Annotated in this window: 27 protein-coding genes, 1 tRNA gene and 1 pseudogene; 21 read left to right on the top strand and 8 right to left on the bottom strand. The window is 53.7% G+C overall.

Annotated elements, in window-relative coordinates; all coding sequences use genetic code 11:
- A partial coding sequence (locus tag AMM41_RS14300) for a helix-turn-helix domain-containing protein (RefSeq protein WP_368664974.1) occupies window positions 1-202 on the bottom strand: 202 nt, incomplete at its 3' end.
- A 128-nt stretch (window positions 203-330) separates the two neighbouring features.
- On the opposite strand from AMM41_RS14300, the gene AMM41_RS14295 reads away from it, so the two are divergent.
- Both AMM41_RS14295 and AMM41_RS14290 read left to right on the top strand, forming a co-directional pair.
- A complete protein-coding gene (locus AMM41_RS14295; RefSeq protein WP_089960053.1) occupies window positions 331-885 on the top strand; it encodes a GNAT family N-acetyltransferase in 555 nt (184 codons plus the stop codon).
- Window positions 886-951: 66 nt separating this feature from the next.
- The gene (locus tag AMM41_RS14290; RefSeq protein WP_089960047.1) at window positions 952-1,395 is read left to right on the top strand and encodes a GNAT family N-acetyltransferase; all 444 of its coding nucleotides are present in this window, start codon (window positions 952-954) and stop codon (window positions 1,393-1,395) included.
- A gap of 62 nt (window positions 1,396-1,457) precedes the next feature.
- Here the strand turns inward: AMM41_RS14290 and AMM41_RS14285 are convergent, their stop codons facing one another.
- The 4 genes and pseudogenes from AMM41_RS14285 to AMM41_RS14270 form a co-directional block, all read right to left on the bottom strand.
- Window positions 1,458-1,721, bottom strand: coding sequence for a Txe/YoeB family addiction module toxin (locus AMM41_RS14285; protein WP_089960041.1), 264 nt, complete (start codon window positions 1,719-1,721; stop codon window positions 1,458-1,460).
- 9 nt (window positions 1,722-1,730) lie between these two features.
- Window positions 1,731-1,985, bottom strand: coding sequence for a type II toxin-antitoxin system Phd/YefM family antitoxin (locus tag AMM41_RS14280; protein ID WP_089960035.1), 255 nt, complete (start codon window positions 1,983-1,985; stop codon window positions 1,731-1,733).
- A 105-nt stretch (window positions 1,986-2,090) separates the two neighbouring features.
- Window positions 2,091-2,135 (bottom strand): annotated as a pseudogene (locus tag AMM41_RS22470) (hypothetical protein); the annotation flags it as partial.
- 108 nt (window positions 2,136-2,243) lie between these two features.
- On the bottom strand, window positions 2,244-2,387 hold the full coding sequence (locus tag AMM41_RS14270; protein WP_228769287.1) for a ParD-like family protein: 144 nt from the start codon (window positions 2,385-2,387) through the stop codon (window positions 2,244-2,246).
- Here AMM41_RS14270 and AMM41_RS14265 point away from each other — a divergent pair.
- The 10 genes from AMM41_RS14265 (at window position 2,381) to tatC (ending at window position 6,620) form a co-directional block, all read left to right on the top strand.
- Entirely contained in the window at window positions 2,381-2,713 is a 333-nt protein-coding gene (locus AMM41_RS14265; protein ID WP_228769286.1) for a helix-turn-helix domain-containing protein, read from the top strand. The two genes, AMM41_RS14270 and AMM41_RS14265, sit on opposite strands and share 7 nt — an antisense overlap.
- 69 nt (window positions 2,714-2,782) lie before the next feature.
- A complete protein-coding gene (locus tag AMM41_RS14260; protein WP_089960022.1) occupies window positions 2,783-3,052 on the top strand; it encodes a ribbon-helix-helix domain-containing protein in 270 nt (89 codons plus the stop codon).
- Complete coding sequence (locus AMM41_RS14255; RefSeq protein WP_089960017.1) at window positions 3,049-3,375, top strand: type II toxin-antitoxin system RelE/ParE family toxin; 327 nt, start codon at window positions 3,049-3,051, stop codon at window positions 3,373-3,375. Before AMM41_RS14260 ends, AMM41_RS14255 begins: the two co-directional genes overlap by 4 nt.
- Window positions 3,376-3,428: 53 nt before the next feature.
- A complete protein-coding gene (gene hisI / locus AMM41_RS14250) occupies window positions 3,429-3,818 on the top strand; it encodes a phosphoribosyl-AMP cyclohydrolase (protein WP_053171708.1) in 390 nt (129 codons plus the stop codon).
- Window positions 3,819-3,831: 13 nt separating this feature from the next.
- Entirely contained in the window at window positions 3,832-4,200 is a 369-nt protein-coding gene (locus AMM41_RS14245) for a phosphoribosyl-ATP diphosphatase (protein WP_053171710.1), read from the top strand.
- 9 nt (window positions 4,201-4,209) lie between these two features.
- Window positions 4,210-4,572, top strand: a complete 363-nt coding sequence (locus AMM41_RS14240; protein ID WP_089960014.1) for a DUF4870 family protein — start codon at window positions 4,210-4,212, stop codon at window positions 4,570-4,572.
- Between the two features lie 27 nt (window positions 4,573-4,599).
- A complete protein-coding gene (locus tag AMM41_RS14235) occupies window positions 4,600-4,956 on the top strand; it encodes a histidine triad nucleotide-binding protein (RefSeq protein ID WP_089960011.1) in 357 nt (118 codons plus the stop codon).
- A gap of 96 nt (window positions 4,957-5,052) precedes the next feature.
- Entirely contained in the window at window positions 5,053-5,295 is a 243-nt protein-coding gene (gene tatA, locus AMM41_RS14230; protein ID WP_089960008.1) for a Sec-independent protein translocase subunit TatA, read from the top strand.
- Between the two features lie 25 nt (window positions 5,296-5,320).
- Window positions 5,321-5,788: a Sec-independent protein translocase protein TatB gene (gene tatB / locus AMM41_RS14225; protein WP_089960006.1), complete on the top strand. Its 468-nt coding sequence runs from the start codon at window positions 5,321-5,323 to the stop codon at window positions 5,786-5,788.
- Window positions 5,789-5,831: 43 nt separating this feature from the next.
- Entirely contained in the window at window positions 5,832-6,620 is a 789-nt protein-coding gene (gene tatC, locus AMM41_RS14220; protein ID WP_089960002.1) for a twin-arginine translocase subunit TatC, read from the top strand.
- A gap of 81 nt (window positions 6,621-6,701) precedes the next feature.
- On the opposite strand, the gene AMM41_RS14215 is transcribed toward tatC, so the two are convergent.
- On the bottom strand, window positions 6,702-7,859 hold the full coding sequence (locus AMM41_RS14215; RefSeq protein WP_089960116.1) for a S1C family serine protease: 1,158 nt from the start codon (window positions 7,857-7,859) through the stop codon (window positions 6,702-6,704).
- 112 nt (window positions 7,860-7,971) lie between these two features.
- Here AMM41_RS14215 and AMM41_RS14210 point away from each other — a divergent pair, with 112 nt between their 5' ends.
- The gene (locus AMM41_RS14210) at window positions 7,972-8,724 is read left to right on the top strand and encodes a Nif3-like dinuclear metal center hexameric protein (RefSeq protein WP_089959995.1); all 753 of its coding nucleotides are present in this window, start codon (window positions 7,972-7,974) and stop codon (window positions 8,722-8,724) included.
- A gap of 10 nt (window positions 8,725-8,734) precedes the next feature.
- A complete protein-coding gene (gene pdxA / locus AMM41_RS14205; protein WP_089959989.1) occupies window positions 8,735-9,808 on the top strand; it encodes a 4-hydroxythreonine-4-phosphate dehydrogenase PdxA in 1,074 nt (357 codons plus the stop codon).
- Between the two features lie 13 nt (window positions 9,809-9,821).
- On the opposite strand, the gene mscL is transcribed toward pdxA, so the two are convergent.
- A complete protein-coding gene (gene mscL, locus AMM41_RS14200; protein ID WP_089959984.1) occupies window positions 9,822-10,253 on the bottom strand; it encodes a large conductance mechanosensitive channel protein MscL in 432 nt (143 codons plus the stop codon).
- A 140-nt stretch (window positions 10,254-10,393) separates the two neighbouring features.
- On the opposite strand from mscL, the gene petA reads away from it, so the two are divergent.
- The 6 genes from petA (at window position 10,394) to AMM41_RS14170 (ending at window position 14,493) form a co-directional block, all read left to right on the top strand.
- A complete protein-coding gene (petA, locus tag AMM41_RS14195; protein WP_089959980.1) occupies window positions 10,394-10,990 on the top strand; it encodes a ubiquinol-cytochrome c reductase iron-sulfur subunit in 597 nt (198 codons plus the stop codon).
- 11 nt (window positions 10,991-11,001) lie between these two features.
- Window positions 11,002-12,411 (top strand): cytochrome b, encoded by a 1,410-nt coding sequence (locus AMM41_RS14190; RefSeq protein WP_089960113.1) that lies wholly within the window; start codon window positions 11,002-11,004, stop codon window positions 12,409-12,411.
- A 20-nt stretch (window positions 12,412-12,431) separates the two neighbouring features.
- Window positions 12,432-13,196 (top strand): cytochrome c1, encoded by a 765-nt coding sequence (locus AMM41_RS14185; protein ID WP_089959977.1) that lies wholly within the window; start codon window positions 12,432-12,434, stop codon window positions 13,194-13,196.
- A 91-nt stretch (window positions 13,197-13,287) separates the two neighbouring features.
- The gene (locus tag AMM41_RS14180; RefSeq protein WP_089959973.1) at window positions 13,288-13,899 is read left to right on the top strand and encodes a glutathione S-transferase N-terminal domain-containing protein; all 612 of its coding nucleotides are present in this window, start codon (window positions 13,288-13,290) and stop codon (window positions 13,897-13,899) included.
- Window positions 13,900-13,917: 18 nt separating this feature from the next.
- The gene (locus tag AMM41_RS14175) at window positions 13,918-14,364 is read left to right on the top strand and encodes a ClpXP protease specificity-enhancing factor (RefSeq protein ID WP_089959970.1); all 447 of its coding nucleotides are present in this window, start codon (window positions 13,918-13,920) and stop codon (window positions 14,362-14,364) included.
- A 53-nt stretch (window positions 14,365-14,417) separates the two neighbouring features.
- Window positions 14,418-14,493: transfer RNA gene (locus AMM41_RS14170), tRNA-Thr, on the top strand.
- 85 nt (window positions 14,494-14,578) lie between these two features.
- Here the strand turns inward: AMM41_RS14170 and AMM41_RS14165 are convergent.
- Entirely contained in the window at window positions 14,579-14,881 is a 303-nt protein-coding gene (locus AMM41_RS14165; protein ID WP_089959965.1) for a DciA family protein, read from the bottom strand.
- Between the two features lie 222 nt (window positions 14,882-15,103).
- On the opposite strand from AMM41_RS14165, the gene secA reads away from it, so the two are divergent.
- Window positions 15,104-17,854: a preprotein translocase subunit SecA gene (gene secA, locus AMM41_RS14160; RefSeq protein WP_089960110.1), complete on the top strand. Its 2,751-nt coding sequence runs from the start codon at window positions 15,104-15,106 to the stop codon at window positions 17,852-17,854.
- Window position 17,855: the final 1 nt, after the last annotated feature.

Raw genomic sequence — 17,855 nt, 5'->3', positions numbered from 1 at the left:
AGGGTGGGGGAATTTGAGGGGTCAAGGTCTCAGAGCCGGTGGCCACCCCGGGGGAGTTTGAAGGATCAAGTAGCCAGCGGGTGTGGTAGCTGCGAATGGTTTTGCGGTCGATGCCGGTGATGCGGGCAATCTCGCGCTGGGGCGTGTTGCGCTGCAGCAGCGTGATCACCGTGGCGCGTTGGTTGGGTTTCAAGACATTCACTCCTTGGCCTTCCTTCGAGGAAGGCCAGAACATGCGTCCTGCCCACAGGTGCCGACGGTGTCGGCGTTGAGACCCTGTCCCCGATCAATTCAGGTGGGGGAGTTTGATGTGGCCATAAGTGGGGGAATTTGGGTGGCCATCAGGGGACATCCCGACTCACGCTGCGTGAGATTGTGGAATCGGATGCGGAGAATATTTTGCAAATACATGGCAACGCCGAGCACATGAGATGGTTCGGGTCAGATCCTATTCCCGATCTTGACGGTGCCACGAAGTTGGTCGCTACGTTTGCCAGTTGGCGGAAAGAGCCGGTTTCCGGTGCACGCTGGGCTTTGGAGTTGAGAGACCAACCCGGACTGATCGGCACATGCGGCTTGTTTCGCTGGAATCGAAACTGGAAATCTTGCATCGTCGGTTACGAAATCGCTGCGGCGCATCAGGGCCGCGGCTATGTCAAAGAAGCGCTAAAAGCAATCATCACCTGGGGTTTCCAAGAGGTGCAGTTGAATCGAATCGAGGCGCAGATTCACCCTGACAACTCAGCATCTCTGGCCTTACTCGAGGCGCTAGGGTTTCAGCAAGAGGGGCGGCAGCGGGAAGCAGGTTACTGGGCGGGACAGCATCACGACCTCCTTCAGTACGCACTGCTCAATCGGCAGTGGCGAACAGAGAATGCGGTCTAAGCTTCTGATGCAGCGAATGGCTTCTCTATCGGGTGCCGTAAACTTTAAACAACAGCCAAATCAACCATGAGCATCGCCGTGTCTCGACCTCATTTGCGCCAAGCCACCGTTGCCGACATCTCCGGCATTTGGGAGGTGCGCTACTCAGTGACCGAGAACACCCTGACGCCCGGCCGCATCTCAGATGAAGAGGTCAGAGAGTCGATTGAAGACACAGGCTGCGGGTGGGTCATCGAAGAAGCTGGAAGGATTGAGGCATTCGCCGTAGGCATCGCCAAGACCGGCAATGTCTGGGCGCTGTTCGTCAGGCCAGATGCACAAGGCCGAGGCCATGGAACCCGGTTGCATGCCGCAATGATCGAGTGGTTCCGCAAGCAACCCATCGACAGGCTCTGGCTCTCGACGGGCACAACCACCAAGGCCAGAGCGTTCTACGACAAGAACGGATGGGAGTGCGTCGGTCCTGACGGTAGTGACGAGGTCAGGTATGAACGGGCGAATGCAGCCTAAGGGGTCGTTTAACCGGAGCGCCAACGGCTGGATGCCGTGGCCGCCAGGCGCACATGCCCACATCAATCATCGTAATGAAATCGACAAGCCACAACGGTGATGGACACCTCATCGACTTCATAAACCAAACGGTGCATCTCATCTATACGGCGCGACCACAAGCCAGCCAAGTTGCCGACAAGGGGTTCTGGCTTGCCAATTCCTGTAAAGGGTTCACGGCAAACGGCATCGATTAAGGTGTTGATGCGTTTGAGGGTATTGCGGTCTTGGCCTTGCCACCAGACGTAAGCATCCCAGCCATCGGGGGTGAAACGAACTTCTCTCATGCCCTGACTTCAAATGTCTAGAAGTTTGCGTTTTTTGGCTTTTCCAGCTTTGAGTTGGGCCACAGAGTTCAGCAGCGCCCGTGCGTTGGCAGGGCTGGAGAGCAGGTACAGCGTTTCTTGAATGCTGGAAAAAGCCTCTTCCGACAAAATCACGGCGTTACCACCCTCGCGCCGGTGAATGAGCGTGGGGGCTTGGTCGTCAATGACTTGGTCAATCACGGCTTTGAGCGAGTTGCGAGCGTCTGTGTAACTGATGACATGCATGGCTGAAACCTGTCCAGTGAGTTGTGCATGTATTTTAGGGCGGTTTGTGTTTTTGTGCGGTTGAAGTTCATAGGACAGCAGAGTTTCCTGACCGTTCAGTTTGAACTTGTAGACAAAAACACCCGCGAAGTCGCCCTTTTTTTCGCCTATTTGAGGGTTTGGTAGGAGGACTTGACGGCTTCAACTCGCACTTTTTTGTCGCGGGCGTCCAGTTTTTTGCCACCCGGTTAAGCGATGGCGATGCGCTGACTTTCAGCATCAGCCAAACTCATAAGGCGCAGCCAGACCGGCATTGACTTCTTCACGCGATAGCATGGTGTCTTGGATCAGCCGCAAAGGCATGTCCGGGTTGTCGATCACGGCTTTGCCGATGCGTGCCCAGTATTCGATTTGCTGTGGCACAGAGCGATGCTCCGCTGCAGCATAGGTTTTGGCTGAATCCAACCGAGATCGCTGCGTTTGAAGCGAAGCGAGACATTGGTGCGGAGATCCTTCAATCCATCAAAGACATGAAGGCTGGCAAAGGCAAGATGGTGGTCTCGTCGGCCACAGAAGCAAGACAAGCCACTGGCCTGTCGCAATCCCAGTTCGCCAACTTGTTGGGCGTCTCCGTGCGTACGCTTCAAGGATGGGAGCAAGGAAGAAAGCAGCCAAGCGGTGCAGCGCGCACGCTCCTTGCAATAGCTCGCACAAACCCGAAGGTGGTTCTGGCTGTTTCCGCGCAGTGAGGGCAAACCCATCGCTCAAGGTGATGGCTGTTTTGATAAGATTCAATCCTACTCATTCAAAGGTCCGTCATGCGAACCACTCAACAACTGAGCATCACATTGCCCAACGAGATGGCCGATGCCATCAAGAGCAAAGTGCGTGCAGGCGAGTACGCGACAGAAAGCGAAGTTATTCGCGAAGGTCTTCGCGCACTTCTGAGCCGAGACCGCGCCATTGAGTCTTGGCTGACGCATCAAGTCGGTGCGGCTTACGATGCACTCAAGGCTGATCCAACGAGAGCTGTCACAGTGGATCAGGTGCGTGAGCGCCTTGCACAAGAGCACACCAAGTTGCAATGACACACCGGGTTGTCTTCTCGCCCGAGGCTTTGGAACAAATTGCTGACCTTTACCAGTACATCGCGTCCGAGGCCTCGCCGGGTATTGCGTTGCGCTACACCGAAGCCATTGTGAGCTACTGCGAAAGCCTGAGCATTTTTCCGCAGCGCGGCATGAAACGCGACGATGTGCGGCCTGGTTTGCGCATCACACACTACAAAAAACGCGCAGTGATTGCTTTTGCGGTAGATGCCGAGTGGGTATCCATCTTGGGCATCTTTTATGGCGGGCAGGATTATGAGTCTTTGTTGGCCGACGATTCGGACGATGGTGTGCCGCATTGAGGGTATGCAGGTTTCTGAAAACGTCACAGTCAATCACTTAAGATCACCCCCCTATGAATTGGCTCGACAAAATAAAATGGGATGACAAAGGCCTGGTGCCGGTCATTGCCCAAGAACAAGGCTCCGGCGATGTGCTGATGTTCGCCTGGATGAACCGCGAGGCTTTGCAAAAGACGGCCGAGCTGAAAAGGGCGGTGTATTTCAGCCGCTCCCGCAACAAGCTGTGGTTCAAGGGCGAGGAGTCCGGCCATGTGCAGACGGTGCACGACATCCGCATCGATTGCGACAACGATGTGGTGCTGCTCAAAGTCACGCAGCTGGGGCACGAGCCGGGGATTGCCTGCCATACGGGTCGCCACAGCTGCTTTTTCCAGAGCCTGCAAGCCGATGAGTGGCAGGCGGCCGATCCGGTCTTGAAAGACCCCGAAACCATTTACAAGTGAACGCCCCAAGCCTATGAGCAACCAAGACATCCTTGACCGCCTCGCGGCCGTGGTCGAAAGCCGCAAACCCGCCAATGGCGGTGACCCTGAAAAAAGCTATGTGGCCCGCCTGCTGCACAAGGGGCCGGACGCCTTTTTGAAGAAAATTGGCGAAGAGGCCACCGAAACCGTGATGGCCGCCAAAGACGTGGACCATGGCGGGGACAAAACCAAGCTGGTTTATGAGGTGGCCGATTTGTGGTTCCACAGCATGATCGCGCTGGCCCACTATGGCTTGACGCCCGCCGATGTGGTCAACGAGCTGGCCCGCCGCGAGGGCCTGAGCGGCCTGGAAGAAAAAGCCCTGCGCAAAGTGCAAGAGCGCGAGCGCTTGGGGGAGTAAGCTGCGCCCATGAACACACCACCCGTCGACGACAGCACCCACACCATCAGCTGGGTCAGCTACATCCTGCACCTGATTGTGGCGGTCAGTGCGGTCATCCCGGGGGCGCAGATGGGCCCGGCCTTGCTGGTGGTGGCGCTGATCATTGATTTGGTCAAAAAAGGCGATGCCGGCGGCTGGGAGTCCACGCACTTCAGCTACCGCATCCGCACCGTGATCTGGGCGGCTTTGCTGTACTTGGTCACTGCACCTTTGTGGCTCTTGATGTTTTTCCCTGGCTGGCTGGCCTGGGTGACCATTTCCATTTGGTTTTTGTACCGCATCGTGCTGGGCATGGTGCGCTTGAATGCGCAGCGGCCCGTGACCGATTGATATTTTTGACTTTGACCCCTTCAAGCCATGACTGACGCCAACTGTATTTTTTGCAAAATCATCGCGGGCAAAATCCCGTCGCGTAAGGTGCATGAGGACGAGCATGTGTTCGCCTTTCACGACATCGCACCCTGGGCACCCATTCATTTCTTGATCATTCCCAAGCTGCACATCCCGTCGATGATGCATCTGGCCCCAGAGCACGCCGCTTTGATGGGCCACATGATGACCCTGGCCCCTAAGCTGGCAGCCCAAGAGGGTTGCAACCCTTATCCGGACGGCGGTTTTCGCATTGTCGTTAACAACGGCAGCGAGGGTGGACAAGAAGTGCACCACCTGCACATGCATGTCATGGCTGGTCCGCGCCCTTGGTTGCGGGGTTGAAACGGCGCTTTTAGCCCTCAAATCCTTCCATCCACAGGGCCGATCCAAAACCGTTGGTCGATCCCCTTAGAATCCCAGCATTAACAGGAGAGTTTCATGGGTACTTTTTCCATTTGGCACTGGCTGATCGTGCTGTTGATTGTCGTCATGGTGTTTGGCACCAAAAAGCTCAAAAACATGGGCTCTGATTTGGGTGGTGCGGTCAAAGGTTTCAAAGATGGTATGAAAGACGGCGGCACCAAGCCCGAAGAAGGCGCAGCCCCAGTGGCGGGTCAGGTGACCGCTTCAACGCCAGCTGACAAGACGACCATTGACGTTGAAGCCAAGACCAAGTCCTGATTTTTGAACGACTGAACGCCGCATTGTGCTGGATTTAAGCTTTTCGAAAATGGCGCTCATCGGGGTGGTGGCGTTGATCGTCATTGGCCCTGAAAAATTGCCCAAGGTGGCCCGAACACTTGGGGCTTTATTGGGTAAAGCGCAGCGCTACGTTGCCGATGTCAAGGCCGAGGTCAACCGGTCCATGGACCTGGAAGAACTCAAAAAGATGAAAGAGACCATGGAGACGGCGGCTCGTGATGTCGAGCAAACCGTTCAAACCACGGCCTCTGATTTTGAAAAAGACTGGGCTGAAACCACAGCTGGGCTGACCAGTGATCTGCCCACCATTGAGCCACCACCACCGTACTACGTTCGCCCCGATAAAAACTGGCGACTCAAGCGCGGCGCGATGCCCCAGTGGTACAAAGCCCGTAACGGGGTGCGCACCAAAGCGCTTTCCGGTGCCGCTCGCGTAGCCCGTTACCGGCCCAAGCCCCTCAATTCCATGTGACGCTGACGCACCTTTGGGTGCGTACCGTCCAACCGACCCCGCCATGTCCGATACCCCTTCCCAGCCCGACGACGAACTCAAAGGTTCCGAGCAACCTTTTGTGGCGCACCTGATCGAGTTGCGCGACCGCCTGATGTGGGCCGTGGCGGCAGTGGCCGTGGCTGCGGCCGTTTTGGCCATTTTTCCGGGGCCGGGCAATTTGTATGACATTTTGGCGGCACCCTTGGTGGTGCATCTGCCTAAAGGCGCGACTTTGATCGCTACCTCGGTCATTTCGCCTTTCATGGTGCCGCTCAAGATTTTGCTCATGAGCGCTTTCCTGATTGCTTTGCCCGTGGTTTTGTACCAAGTTTGGGCATTCATCGCCCCTGGCCTTTACAGCCATGAGAAAAAGCTGGTCATGCCCTTGGTGGTGTCCAGCACGGTGCTGTTTTTCATTGGGGTGGCGTTTTGTTACTTCTTTGTGTTTGGCCAAGTGTTCAGTTTCATTCAAAGCTTTGCGCCCAAAAGCATTACGGCAGCGCCAGATATTGAAGCTTATTTGAGCTTTGTGTTGTCCATGTTCCTGGCTTTTGGATTGGCTTTTGAGGTACCCGTGGCTGTGGTGGTCTTGGCTCGCATGGGTGTAGTGAGCATTCAAAAACTCAAGGATTTCCGGGGCTATTTTGTGGTGTTGGCCTTTGTGATTGCCGCCGTGGTCACTCCCCCTGATGTGGTGTCACAGCTGGCGCTGGCCATTCCCATGTGCTTGCTTTACGAAATCGGTATTTGGGCCGCGCAAGTGTTCATCAAGCACACGCAGGCTCCGCAAGACACCGATGGTGCCTCTTAAACGCGCTTAATGGTCATCCCAAAAGAGGCTCATTGAGCTCTTTTGGGGCTTGTTCAACGGGGTATCTGCACAACCGGTTTGTCACTTGCGTGGTTTGCTGACCGCGGGCCGTTCAGCAGGTGTCAGGCGAAGGTTCACCTCACCTTGACGACGCCAAATGTTCACTTCAGCGGGTACACCGGGCTTGAGTCCAGCCACTTGGGTTAACAACTCGGACACATTGCGCACAGGTTGACCTGCGACTTTGACAATCACGTCGCCGGGGCGAATGCCAGCTGAAGCTGCCGGACCGTTTTTGAGCACCCCTGTGATGACCACGCCATAAGGCATGCCTTGGCCCGAGGCGGGTAATTGGAAGGTTTGTGCCAACTCGGCGGACATGTCTTGAGGCTCTACGCCAATCCAGCCCCGAACGACTTTGCCTTTCTTCAGCAGGTCCTGCATGACTTGTTTGGCTGTAGAGATCGGAATGGCGAATCCAATGCCCATGTTGCCGCCTGAGCGCGAATAAATGGCGGTGTTGATGCCCATCAAGTGGCCATTCACGTCAACCAATGCGCCGCCTGAGTTGCCCGGGTTGATGGCGGCATCGGTTTGGATGAAATTTTCAAAGGTGTTGATGCCCAACTGATTGCGACCCAAGGCGCTGACAATGCCCGAGGTCACGGTCTGACCCACTCCGAAGGGGTTGCCAATGGCCAATACCAGATCACCCACTTGCATGTCTTGAATTTGACCCAGCACGATGACGGGCAATTTATCAAGATTGATTTTGAGCAAAGCCAGGTCCGTCTCGGGGTCTGATCCAATGACCTTGGCCAAGGTCTTGCGTCCATCGCTCAAAACCACTTCGATGTCATCGGCGTCTTCAATGACGTGGTTGTTGGTCAAAATATGACCTTCTGCACTGACGATGACGCCACTGCCCAGACCGGCCGGATTTTGCTCGTCTTGCTCGCCATGAAAAAATTTGAACCAAGGGTCCTGACCTTGGGTGGCGGGTGATTGGTTTTTGCTGGTGTTGATGCTCACCACTGCGGGTGATGCCAAGCGGGCGGGCGTACTCAGACTTCCTGCGGATCGGTTGTTGGGATGGGCAAGGGGTGCCTGTAGCAAGGTCACGCCCCCGCTAGATCGGTTTGCTCGGTTCAGCCAATCGGGTTGAAGTGTGGCAACCACAAACCATATGGCCAACAAAACCGTGACCCATTGTGAAAATAAAAGCCAATAGCGTTTCATGTTTTCCATTGTCCTTGATTCAAGTCGTGCATCAAGCCTTGGGTCTTTTTTTCTGTTCGGACTGAGAGCGCATTGCGCCACAATACTTGTTGATCATGAAAGCAACATTCATATGACCCACGTTCAAGACTTGACTTTGGCCTTTGATGCCTTGCTTGAGCCCGAAAAATTTCGCGATTACGGCCCCAACGGATTGCAGGTTGAGGGCGATCGAGATGTGAAATTATTGGTCAGCGGCGTAACAGCCAGTCGGGCCCTGATTGAAGCGGCCATTGACGTCCATGCCGATGCAATCTTTGTTCACCACGGCCTGTTTTGGCGTGGGCAGGACGGTCGGGTGGTCGGATGGATGCGGGAGCGCTTGCGCTTGCTCTTGTCACATGGCATTCATTTGTTTGCCTATCACCTGCCTTTGGACGCACATGCAGAACTGGGCAATAACGCACAACTCGCCAAGGTGCTGGGTTTTCAGATGGAAGCTCGTTTTGGTGAGCAGAGCCTGGGTTTTGTGGGCGCACCTGCCCACACCTGGGCCAAGCCCCAAGCATTGGCCGACCATGTGGCGCATGCATTAGGGCACCCTGTCGTCTGTGTTGGCGGCAATGACAAGCCTGTTCGCCGTGTGGCTTGGTGCACAGGGGGGGCTCAGTCCTACTTTGAGGCCGCCATTGCTTTGGGTGTGGATGTGTTCATCACTGGTGAGATTTCCGAACCTCAAGCCCATTTGGCCAAAGAAACAGGGGTGGCATTCATGGCATGTGGTCATCATGCGACTGAACGTTATGGTGCCCCCGCTGTCGCTGCGCATGTAGCGCAAGCGTTGGGCTTGCAACATCGATTCATTGAGATCGACAACCCTGCATGAGGCCTTGCAAATGACCTCTATTTCTGAATTGTCTGGGGTTGCGTTAACCCGTCCCATCGTCCTGACTTTGGGCGACCCTTGTGGCATTGGCCCAGAAATTGTGGCCCGCGCTTGGTCTCAAGCCCCTGATTTGACCCGGGGGTGTTTTGTGGCGGGTGATGTTGGGGTGATGCGACGCGCCATGGCGTTGTTGCAACATCCTCTGAATTTTCCGGTGTGCGAAATTGAGTCCCCTCTTGAGGCGTTGCAAATGCCACCGCGATGCTTGCCTGTCTTGCAAGTGGGGTCCGTGGCCCCTGTTTTGACATGGGGACAAATTGATTCTCGCGCAGGCAAGGTGGCTGGAGATGCGGTTCTTTGGGCGACCCGTGCCGCTTTAAGGGGCGATGTTGCTGCCCTGGTCACTGCACCCTTGCACAAAGAAGCCCTCCATGCGGCGGGTGCACCCTACGACCAATATCCAGGGCATACCGAGTTGTTGCAAGACGAGGTGGCGCATTACCTTGGCGTGCCTGTGTCGCAGTTGCCTGTACGCATGATGCTGGCCAATGAGGATTTACGGACTGTGTTGGTGAGCATTCATGTGTCTTTGCGTCAAGCCTTGGATGCCATCACACAGGAACAGGTGGCGCAAACCTTGCGCATCACCGATGCGTCGTTGACCCGTTTGTTGGGGCGTAGACCCCGAATTGCAGTTGCGGGTGTGAATCCGCACGCTGGCGAAGGGGGTTTGTTTGGCCGTGAAGAAATTGATGTGCTCCAGCCCTGCGTGAAACAAGCTCGTCAAGAGGGTTTGGATGTGCAGGGCCCTTTTGCGCCTGACACTGTTTTTATGCGAGCTCGCCGCCAATCCAACGGGCACCGGGAATTTGATGTGGTCATTGCGATGTACCACGACCAAGGCTTGATTCCCGTCAAATATTTGGGTGTTGAGCAGGGCGTGAACGTGACTTTGGGATTGCCACTGATCAGAACCAGTCCGGACCATGGCACAGCCATGGATTTGGCCGGAAAGGGACTGGCCGACGCGTCCAGTCTGATTCAAGCCCTGCGCCTCGCAAGGCAAATGGTGGGCGCAGGCTGACAGGTGATTTAACTTAGCCTTTGCTTTTGAGGCTGTCTCGAATTTCTCGCAGCAGCAACACATCTTCCGGTGTTGCTGCCACTTCTTTGGGCGTGCTGTCAGGGACTTGTTTGGATTTGAGTCGGTTGATTTGCTGAATCATGAAAAAAATGACAAGGGCCAGGATAAAAAAGTTCAAGGCCACCGTGATGAAATTGCCGTAAGCAAAGACAGCCCCCAGTTTTTTGGCATCCACCAAAGACAGACCTGCAGCCTGACCTGACAAAGGCCAGTAGTAGTTGGCGAAATCAAGGCCACCAAAGACCACGCTCACCAAGGGCATGATCAAATCCGCCACCAACGAGTCCACAATTTTGCCAAATGCAGCGCCAATGATCACGCCCACAGCGAGATCCATGACACTTCCCTTCAATGCAAAAGATTTGAATTCCTGAATAAAAGACATCTAAAACTCCCAAAAAGAAAAAAAACAGGATGCCATTGTGACGCATAAGGGCCAAGCAGGGAGATCTTGTAAGTCGTGTGCTTGTTTCACTCCGCTACAATCGCGGGTTGACCCTGATAACGACTCGCTAGAGGATTCCCATGAGTGACACCCCAGTCGACAACAGCAAGCGGACCTGGCTGATCGCCTCCACTTGCGCAGGTGCCGTAGGCGCTGGCTTTGTGGCCACCCCCTTCGTCAGCAGCTTCCAACCCTCAGAGCGAGCCAAAGCGGCTGGCGCGGCGGTCGAGGTGGACATTTCCGCCTTGAACCCAGGCGAGAAGCTGACAGTCGAATGGCGTGGCAAACCTGTTTGGATCATGAAACGCTCGCCCGAGCAGCTCGAATCCCTCAAGAAGATCGAAGGTCAGCTGGCCGATCCTGCATCAGATCGCACTGCTTACCCCACGCCCGAATACGCCAAAAATAGCCACCGCTCCATCAAGCCAGAAATCATGGTGGCTGTGGGCATTTGCACGCACTTGGGCTGCTCACCGGGTGACAAGTTCGCCACAGGCGCTCAACCATCGCTGCCCGACGATTGGGCCGGTGGCTTCTTGTGCGCCTGCCACGGATCGACCTTCGATTTGGCTGGTCGCGTGTTCAAGAACAAACCTGCGCCCGACAACCTCGAAGTGCCTCCGCACATGTACCTGTCAGACACCAAGTTGATCATTGGTGAAGACAAGAAGGCCTGATGGAGAACAACATGGCTGAATTCAAAGAAATCTCTCCCAACGCCCCCGCTGGCGAAAAACTGCTCAACTGGGTGGACAACCGCTTCCCGGCGTCCAAGCTGTACAAAGAGCATCTGTCTGAGTACTACGCGCCCAAAAACTTCAATTTCTGGTATTTCTTCGGCTCACTGGCTTTGCTGGTGCTGGTGATCCAGATCGTGACGGGTATTTTCCTGGTCATGCACTACAAGCCTGATGCGGCAGTGGCGTTTGCTTCGGTCGAGTACATCATGCGCGATGTGCCATGGGGCTGGCTGATCCGTTACATGCACTCCACAGGCGCATCAGCCTTTTTTGTGGTGGTGTACTTGCACATGTTCCGTGGCTTGATGTACGGCAGTTACCGCAAGCCGCGTGAGCTGGTCTGGATTTTCGGTTGCGCCATTTTCTTGTGCCTGATGGCCGAAGCTTTCATGGGTTACCTGCTGCCATGGGGCCAGATGTCTTATTGGGGTGCTCAGGTGATCGTGAACTTGTTCTCGGCCATTCCATTGATTGGTCCTGACTTGGCTTTGCTGATCCGTGGTGACTTTGTGGTTGGCGATGCCACTTTGAACCGATTCTTCAGCTTCCACGTGATTGCTGTGCCTTTGGTCTTGCTGGGTCTGGTGGTGGCGCACATCATCGCGCTGCACGAAGTTGGCTCCAACAACCCCGATGGTGTTGAAATCAAAGGGCCCAATGCACCTAAGGATGCCAATGGCCATCCTTTGGACGGTATTCCTTTCCATCCTTACTACTCGGTGCACGACATCATGGGTGTGAGCGTCTTCTTGATGGCGTTTACGGCGATTGTGTTCTTTGCTCCCGAGTTTGGTGGCTACTTCCTTGAATACAACAACTTTATTCCAGCAGACCCGCTGACCACACCTTTGCACATTGCGCCAGTCTGGTACTTCACGCCTTTTTATTCGATGCTGCGTGCCATCACCAGTGAGATGATGTATGCCTTGATCGCTTGCGTGGTGATCGGTGCTGTATTGGCTGTGGCTAAAGGCAAGATGCCTTCCTTGCTCAAGGGTGCTGTGATTGGTGCTGCTGTGGTGATTTCTGCCCTGATGTTGGCCATTGATGCCAAGTTCTGGGGTGTGGTGGTCATGGGTGGTGCGGTGGTCATCTTGTTCTTCTTGCCATGGCTCGACAACAGCCCCGTCAAGTCGATCCGTTACCGTCCAGACTGGCACAAGTATTTGTACGCTGTGTTTGTGATCAACTTCCTGATCCTGGGTTATTTGGGTGTCCAACCTCCTTCGCCGATTGGCGAGCGTGTGTCCCAAGTGGGTTCACTGTTTTATTTTGGCTTCTTCCTGTTGATGCCTTGGTGGAGCAAGCTGGGTACACCCAAGCCCGTTCCTGACCGCGTGACTTTCACGCCTCACTGAGATCACGGAGATTCAAGAACATGAAAAACCTCAAGAAACTCGCACTGGGCTTTGTGATGGCCCTCGGTTTGATGGCTGGTGCACATGCCGCTGGTGGCGGCATCAGCTGGGACAAGGCACCCAAGAAAACCAACGATTTGGCTGCTTTGCAACATGGTGCCAAGCTGTTTGTCAATTACTGCCTGAACTGCCACTCTGCTGCCTTCATGCGTTACAACCGCCTGAAAGACATTGGCTTGTCAGAACAACAGATCAAGGATAACTTGCTGTTTGCCACTGACAAAGTGGGTGACACCATGAAAGCTGCGATTGATCCAGCCCAAGCTAAAGAATGGTTTGGTAAGAATCCACCTGATTTGACTTTGGTGGCTCGTTCTCGTTCAGGACACGGCGGCACAGGTGCAGATTACCTCTACACCTACATGCGCACTTACTATCGCGACGAAACCAAACCTACGGGCTGGAACAACTTGGCCTATCCCAACGTGGGCATGCCTAACCCTCTCTGGGAATTGCAGGGCGAGCGCGAGCCGATCTTTGAAGAAAAAGAAGAGCACGGTCACAAAGTCCAGATCTTCTCAGGCTGGAAGCAAGTCAAGCCTGGTGCGATGACGCCTTTGCAATATGACCAAGCGGTTGGTGATCTGGTGGGTTTCATGCAGTGGATGGCGGAGCCTGCACAAAATACCCGCGTGCGCATTGGCGTCTGGGTCCTGATTTTCTTGTCGTTCTTTACCTTTATCGCTTGGCGTTTGAATGCAGCGTTCTGGAAAGACATCAAGTAATTGATTTTCTACCCGGCCAATGAGCCGGGTCTTGTGGAGTGGCAGGCCTTGGGGCCTTCCACTCTTTTTGATTTTTTGAGGAGCCTTAGCCATGATGGTGCTTTATTCTGGAACCACTTGTCCTTTTTCCCACCGTTGCCGGTTTGTGCTGTTCGAAAAAGGCATGGACTTCGAAATCCGTGATGTGGACCTCTACAACAAGCCGGAAGACATCAATGTGATGAACCCCTACGGCCAAGTGCCGATCTTGGTGGAACGTGATTTGATTTTGTATGAGTCGAACATCATCAACGAGTACATTGATGAGCGCTTTCCTCATCCACAGTTGATGCCTGGTGATCCAGTAGACCGTGCCCGTGTCCGTTTGTTCTTGCTCAATTTCGAAAAAGAACTGTTCGCACATGTGCTGACGTTGGAAAATCGCGCCTTGAAGGGCAGCGATAAAACACTTGAAAAAGCACGCGCACACATCCGTGATCGATTGACTCAACTGGCCCCTGTTTTCTTGAAAAACAAGTTCATGCTGGGGGATAATTTCTCGATGCTGGATGTCGCCATTGCGCCACTGTTGTGGCGACTTGATTACTATGGTATTGAGTTGAGCAAAAATGCAGCACCTTTGCTCAAGTATGCAGAGCGCATTTTTTCGCGACCTGCCTACATTGAGGCACTGACGCCTTCGGAAAAGGTCATGCGCAAGTAAATTGCTTTGGAGTTCACAATGATCAGTGCAACCGAGTTGCCTTCGACCCGACCGTATTTGATACGTGCACTGTATGAATGGTGTTCTGAAAACGGCTTCACGCCTTATGTCGCTGTCAAAGTTGACAATTCGGTCCAAGTGCCTCGTGAATACGTGCAAGGTGGGGAAATTGTCCTGAATGTGAGCATGGATGCCACAAGCTCGTTGAAATTGGGCAATGAATTCATTGAGTTCAAAGCCCGATTTGGCGGTAAGCCTCGCGACATCATGGTCCCTATACATCGGGTCATGGCCATCTATGCACGAGAAAACGGTCAAGGAATGGCTTTTCCTGTCAGCGATGAGGATTCAAAGCCAATTCCCGTCAATGCGCTTGCTGCTGCAAAAAGTATTGAGCAAACCGATGAGCCGCCACAGCCCCCACCCACAGCGTCGGGTCGTCCTGCTTTAAAGCGAATCAAATAAAAATTCTCTTTAAAGTCTAACTTGGTCAAATAGCACGTTAGAATTCAGCCCGTGCCGCTTTAGCTCAGTTGGTAGAGCACCCGCCTTGTAAGCGGTAGGTCGTCAGTTCGAATCCGACAAGCGGCACCACAGTTTAAAAAAACCTTGATCCCTAAGATCAAGGTTTTTTTTTGGCTGATCGCTGGGAATTAAATCTTCGTCAAAGTGTGCAAAGTTATCGATTTTGAACTTTGATGCGAATTGTTGCGACGTGCAAGCCGTGTGTATTCAGGTGTGCCAATAAACTGGGCACCAGCTGACGAAGTTTGGCCGCCACTGCATTAGAGTGAACAATCAAGCACCAGCAGTTGTCCTCAATGGGGCCTGCCACGACATTGGGGCGTAATGCAGCAGGGATCAACGACCGTACCGCATTCAAACGCTCGCTGGACGCATGGACACGGTTCATCAATGACGCCAGTGATGGTGACTCTTGTGCGGCTTGCTGTAGGGGGATGGCGTGATGACGACGTTGCATGTAATAAATAGGAACACAGCATTATCAAGGATGCGTGCAAGCAGGGCAAAGGTCTTTGGCGGGCTCAAGCGAGAGGCTAAAATCAGCAAGTTGGGCGATCCCTCAATGGAGTCGCCAAGGTCATGGGGCACATTGTCGCCTTAGACACGTTTTTGAATCTTTTAACCTGACAGGATAGACGGTCTGTTTTTCAGCCAGAAGCTGAAGGTGGATCAAATCAACATGGCCATCCCATTCCTTACCAAAATTTTCGGCAGTCGCAATGACCGCCTGCTCAAGCAATATCGAAAAACCGTTGAACGTATCAATGCACTTGAGGCAGGTTTGGAGGGATTGAGTGACGACGAGTTGAAGAGCAAGACGCAGCAGTTTCGCGACCGCTGTGCCGCAGGCGAGACATTGGATGCCTTGTTGCCCGAAGCCTTCGCTGTGGTCCGTGAGGGCTCTAAGCGCATCATGAAAATGCGCCACTTTGATGTGCAACTTGCGGGTGGTATTGCTCTGCATAACGGAAAAATTGCAGAAATGCGCACAGGGGAAGGCAAAACACTGACTTCCACCTTGCCCGCCTACTTGAATGCCATTGCAGGCAAAGGAGTCCACGTGGTCACCGTCAATGACTACCTGGCTTCAAGGGACGCGCAATGGATGGGCAAGCTGTACAACTTTTTGGGATTGACAGTGGGCATCAACTTGGCCCAACTGCCTCGAGAGGACAAGCAAGCTGCATACAGCGCCGACATCACTTATGGCACCAACAACGAGTACGGTTTCGACTATCTGCGTGACAACATGGTCTATGAGGCTTATGACCGTGTTCAACGTCCTCTGAATTACGCCATCATTGATGAGGTGGATTCGATTTTGATCGATGAGGCACGCACACCTTTGATCATCAGTGGTCAAGCAGAAGACCACACTGCTACTTACTTGGCCATGAACCAAGTGGTGCCCTTGTTGACGCGTCAAATAGGTGAGGCGGATCCCCGCACGGGTGAGGGGATTGAGGTTCCGGGTGACTTCACCGTCGATGAAAAATCTCACCAGGTGTTTTTGACAGAACAGGGACACGAAAAGGCAGAAGCCGTGTTGTCTCAGTTGGGGCTCATCCCCCAAGGTGCTAGCCTTTACGATCCGGCCAACATCAGCTTGATGCACCACTTGAACGCAGCATTGCGTGCAGTGAATCTCTATCACAAGGACCAGCATTACGTGGTTCAGGATGGTGAAATCATCATCGTGGACGAATTCACCGGTCGATTGATGACGGGTCGACGCTGGAGTGATGGTTTGCATCAGGCCGTGGAGGCCAAAGAAGGGGTGCAGATTCAGGCTGAAAACCAAACTTTGGCCTCAATCACTTTCCAGAACTATTTCCGTCTTTACAACAAAATTGGTGGCATGACGGGCACAGCTGACACCGAGGCCTATGAGTTCCAGGAAATTTATGGTCTTGAAACGGTGGTGATTCCGCCGCACCGCAAGAGCCAGCGTGAAGATCAACTGGACCGTGTTTATAAAACATCTCAAGAGCGCTATACCGCAGCCATTGCAGATATCCGCGAGTGTCATGAGCGTGGGCAGCCTGTTTTGGTGGGCACGACGTCGATTGAAAATTCAGAGTTGATCTCGAACCTTCTGACACAAGAGAAGTTGCCGCATCAAGTTTTGAATGCCAAGCAGCATGCCCGAGAAGCAGACATCGTGGCTCAAGCAGGGCGGCCCGCCATGATCACGATTGCCACCAACATGGCGGGTCGTGGAACCGACATTGTCTTGGGTGGCAATATCGAAAAAGATGTTCAAGCGGTGGAGTCCGATGAAAGTCTTTCAGCCGATGAACGCCAGGTGCGTGTCAACAGTTTGCGTGAGCAGTGGAAAGTCACGCACGAGCAGGTCAAGGCATTGGGTGGTTTGCGGATCATTGCCACAGAAAGACATGAGTCACGGCGCATTGACAACCAGTTGCGAGGTCGTTCAGGTCGTCAGGGTGACCCAGGCTCTTCGCGCTTTTACCTGAGCTTGGACGATCCCTTGATGCGCATCTTTGCGGGTGATCGCGTCCGCGCGATCATGGACCGCTTGAAGATGCCTGAGGGCGAAGCCATTGAGGCTGGCATTGTGACGCGCAGCATCGAAAGCGCACAACGCAAAGTTGAAGGGCGTAACTTTGACATTCGCAAACAACTGTTGGAATACGATGATGTATCGAATGACCAACGCAAGGTCATCTACCAACAACGCAATGATATTTTGGATGCCACCGATCTGAATGGCCAGATTGCAGGTTTGCGTGAAGGCTGTTTTACCGACATGGTCAGGCAATACGTGCCTGTTGAATCGGTGGAAGAACAGTGGGATTTGCTCGGCTTGGAAAAGGTGCTGGCAGAAGAATGGGGGATCGAGTTGGGCCTGAAAGACAAGGTCCAGGCTGCCAATGCGATCACCGATGAGGACATTTTGGAAATGGTCGTTGATGCGGCCAATGCCCAGTTTGCGGAAAAACTCGAACAAGTGGGCCCAGACCAATTCGTCTCATTTGAGCGGATGATCTTGTTGCAAAGCATTGATACCCATTGGCGCGAACATTTGAGTGCACTGGATTATTTAAGGCAAGGCATTCACCTGAGAGGTTATGCGCAAAAGCAACCCAAGCAAGAATACAAACGCGAAGCGTTCGAGTTGTTTGGCCAGTTGCTCGACGCTGTCAAGAACGAAGTCACCAGAACGCTCATGACGGTGCGAATCGATTCAGGAGATCAAATCCAACAAGCCGCTCAGGCCATTGAAGAGCGTGCTGAGCACATCAGCAATGTGACCTACAGCGCACCTGATGAAAATGGTCAAGCACAAACACAGCCTGCGACCAACTTGTCCAGCTTGGCCAACGATTGGGGCCAAGTGGGACGCAACGACCCTTGCCCTTGTGGCAGTGGTAAAAAATACAAGCAGTGCCACGGCAAACTGGCTTGAT

This window comes from Limnohabitans sp. 2KL-3 (assembly GCF_001269405.1).
Classification (GTDB): Bacteria; Pseudomonadota; Gammaproteobacteria; order Burkholderiales; family Burkholderiaceae_C; genus Limnohabitans_A.
This window is presented reverse-complemented; position numbering and strand designations above follow the sequence as displayed.